Origin of the sequence: Schleiferilactobacillus perolens DSM 12744, assembly GCF_001435585.1 — a bacterium.
Classification (GTDB): domain Bacteria; phylum Bacillota; class Bacilli; order Lactobacillales; family Lactobacillaceae; genus Schleiferilactobacillus; species Schleiferilactobacillus perolens.
Window position 1 is genome coordinate 1 of record NZ_AZEC01000037.1, and the last position, 2,334, is coordinate 2,334.

3 protein-coding genes are annotated in these 2,334 nt (G+C 34.6%); 1 reads left to right on the top strand and 2 read right to left on the bottom strand.

All coding sequences use genetic code 11. The annotated features are described in order from the left end of the window. Positions 1 to 18: 18 nt before the first annotated feature. Positions 19 to 177, bottom strand: coding sequence for a ribbon-helix-helix domain-containing protein (locus tag FD09_RS15365; RefSeq protein WP_011222011.1), 159 nt, complete (start codon positions 175 to 177; stop codon positions 19 to 21). 849 nt (positions 178 to 1,026) lie between these two features. Here FD09_RS15365 and FD09_RS15370 point away from each other — a divergent pair. Further along, positions 1,027 to 1,467 (top strand): hypothetical protein, encoded by a 441-nt coding sequence (locus FD09_RS15370; RefSeq protein ID WP_056988801.1) that lies wholly within the window; start codon positions 1,027 to 1,029, stop codon positions 1,465 to 1,467. Positions 1,468 to 1,658: 191 nt separating this feature from the next. Here the strand turns inward: FD09_RS15370 and FD09_RS15375 are convergent, their stop codons facing one another. After that, positions 1,659 to 2,318: a replication protein gene (locus FD09_RS15375; RefSeq protein WP_056988799.1), complete on the bottom strand. Its 660-nt coding sequence runs from the start codon at positions 2,316 to 2,318 to the stop codon at positions 1,659 to 1,661. Between the last annotated feature and the right edge of the window lie 16 nt (positions 2,319 to 2,334).

Below are 2,334 nucleotides of genomic sequence, written 5' to 3' on the forward strand. Positions count from 1 at the left end.
CTTGAAGGGAATGAGTTCTCACTTATTTTTTTGCTCTGATTCCTTTCTTGAATATTCTTCTAAAGCTAAAACAAATATTGCAGACTTCGAAAAGCCTTTTTCTTTAGCCAATTTTTGAACTAATTCATACTGTTTATCCGTCAACCCAATCGAAACTCTTTTTTTATTTTCAGCCATAATATTCTCCTCTTAAATATTGTAAACAAATTTTACTTTTATTCGCTTTTTTTGTCAAGTTATTTTACATCAACACGTTTTTTTGCCAATTTTGTTGGCGATTTGTTGATTTTTTTTTAATCGCTGTAGTCCTTGGGAGAGTAGGGATAAGGTCCCGAAAAATTCAATTTTGGCACTCGGCACTTAAAAGGGGGGTCGTAGTACGGTCGCAAAATTCGCTTCCTTGCCCCCCCTCAGCGCTAAAAATTTATTTACAACACAAACCAAAAAAGACGGATCAGCAAAAATCGCTGAAACGTCTTTTTAAAACCCTTGGGCGCTGTCGCCCCAAACCCAGACCAAGCTGAGCCAGCTTGACCGCTATCGTTCGCCGCCACTGGGCTCGGGGAAACAAGGGCTTGTTTCCTGCTCATCAGGCTTTGGGTTTCGTACAGTCTATCAACTCCTTAAAGCCTCCAAGAGGGGCTAATATCGCCTGTAAGGCTCTCCAAGCCCCTCTAAGTCGATTTACCGTTGACAGACAGTTAAATAGCTCACTGTTAGCTAAAATCGCTTAGAACGCAAAATATGATGTTCTAGAACTATTCAAAACAAAAAGAGGACTAAACTTTATTTTCATATCAAAAAACACCAATTTCAAATTAATTCTCGTTTTTTCAGTCACCACAAGAACTATAGCGATTTTTAAAAAATAGAGATTTTGTTTTTTGAGATTTTTATTTTCTTAATTGCTTATATCTGTGTTTTAAGAGTACTTTTTGATTTATAAATAATTTTTATTAAAAAATACTAAAATCGTCTTAAAATAACGTAAAATAAAATATAAATAAAAATTTAGGAGGAATTAATTTGGTAGGTGGTATTTTAGGTTTGGTAGGTGTGACTATTACTTTGTTTTACTCATTTTTTAATGACAAAAGGAGTAAAAAATTTCAATTACAATTAGAATCGGATAATGAAAATTTCCAAAATACCTTAGCAATTCAGGAACATGAACGAAGAATTTGGATGAAGAAATATGAAGTTTTAGTTCAATTGATTGGTTCAAGATATGATTTGTCTAGCACTGAATTTAAGAGAGCGTTTAATAGTGTTCCTGCTGTTTTTTTTGATTCGCCAGATGTTATTAAAAGTTATAAAAATTTTTATAGCTATAAGTCAAATTCATCGGTTGATGACGGGCTTGCTAATGAAAAATTAGTGAATGTTTTTGTTGAGATGTATAGAGATTTGGAAATTGAAGAAAATGTTGATGAAACAGATTTAGAGAAAATTTTTGACACACATTAGTTATTTCTTATCTTGATGATAGTAGCAGTCAGATTGAAAATCTGAAATATATTCAAATTATATTCCTAAGGGCGCACTTACACACAACAACTAAAGTTGGTTGTGTTATTGTGCTAAAGACTTGTATCAGAAGTCGGCTAGCCGACAACAAAAAAGGTGCTCAAATCGAACACCTACTTTCCATTCGCTAATTAATCTTGTATCTCGCCAGTCTCTTTGTTTATATCGCCTCTGCCATACTTGCGTTCCTGATAAACAGCATCGAAATACAGCCTTATCAGTCCAGTATGAGCACGTAAAACCGAATTAACGACTTTAATACCGGGCATGCCATATTCTGAACCATGAGCTTTTAAAAAGCGTCTCAGTTCACGCATATTCGCCAAATTATGGTCATCAATCAAATCGCAAACATCATTCAGCATGTCGTCTTTATCTTCAACATCAAGCGTAATATAGCGATCAATGTCAAAATTGTTCAGTAAAGCAATGTCATGCTTGCTGTACTTGTGCTTATTTTTAGCAATAGCGTCTTTAGATTCATGTGTCAGATACAAATACATATTTTCCATGCTCTGGACAACAATTTGTACTTTAGCAACACTCTTATCGCCTAAAGCACGCTTGATTTTCAAGCGAACGCTTTCTGCTGTGACAGGATTTTTAGAGATATAAATAACGTGATAATGGGCTTTTTTATACTTTTGCCCCTCAACACTGCTCAAATCTTTATCATGAAGCGGGCTAATTGCAATTGGAACGCCTAAAGTTTCAAGTTTTGTTTGCCAATCTTGTGGTATCGATTCTGGATAAAGTAAAAAAGTGAAGTATCTCGCCTTTTCTTTTGCCATTTGTTATAATTGCCTT

Coding starts and splice junctions, on each gene's coding strand:
- FD09_RS15365 (WP_011222011.1), bottom strand. CDS start 177: ATGGCTGAAAATAAAAAAAGAGTTTCGATTGGGTTGACGGATAAACAG.
- FD09_RS15375 (WP_056988799.1), bottom strand. CDS start 2,318: ATGGCAAAAGAAAAGGCGAGATACTTCACTTTTTTACTTTATCCAGAA.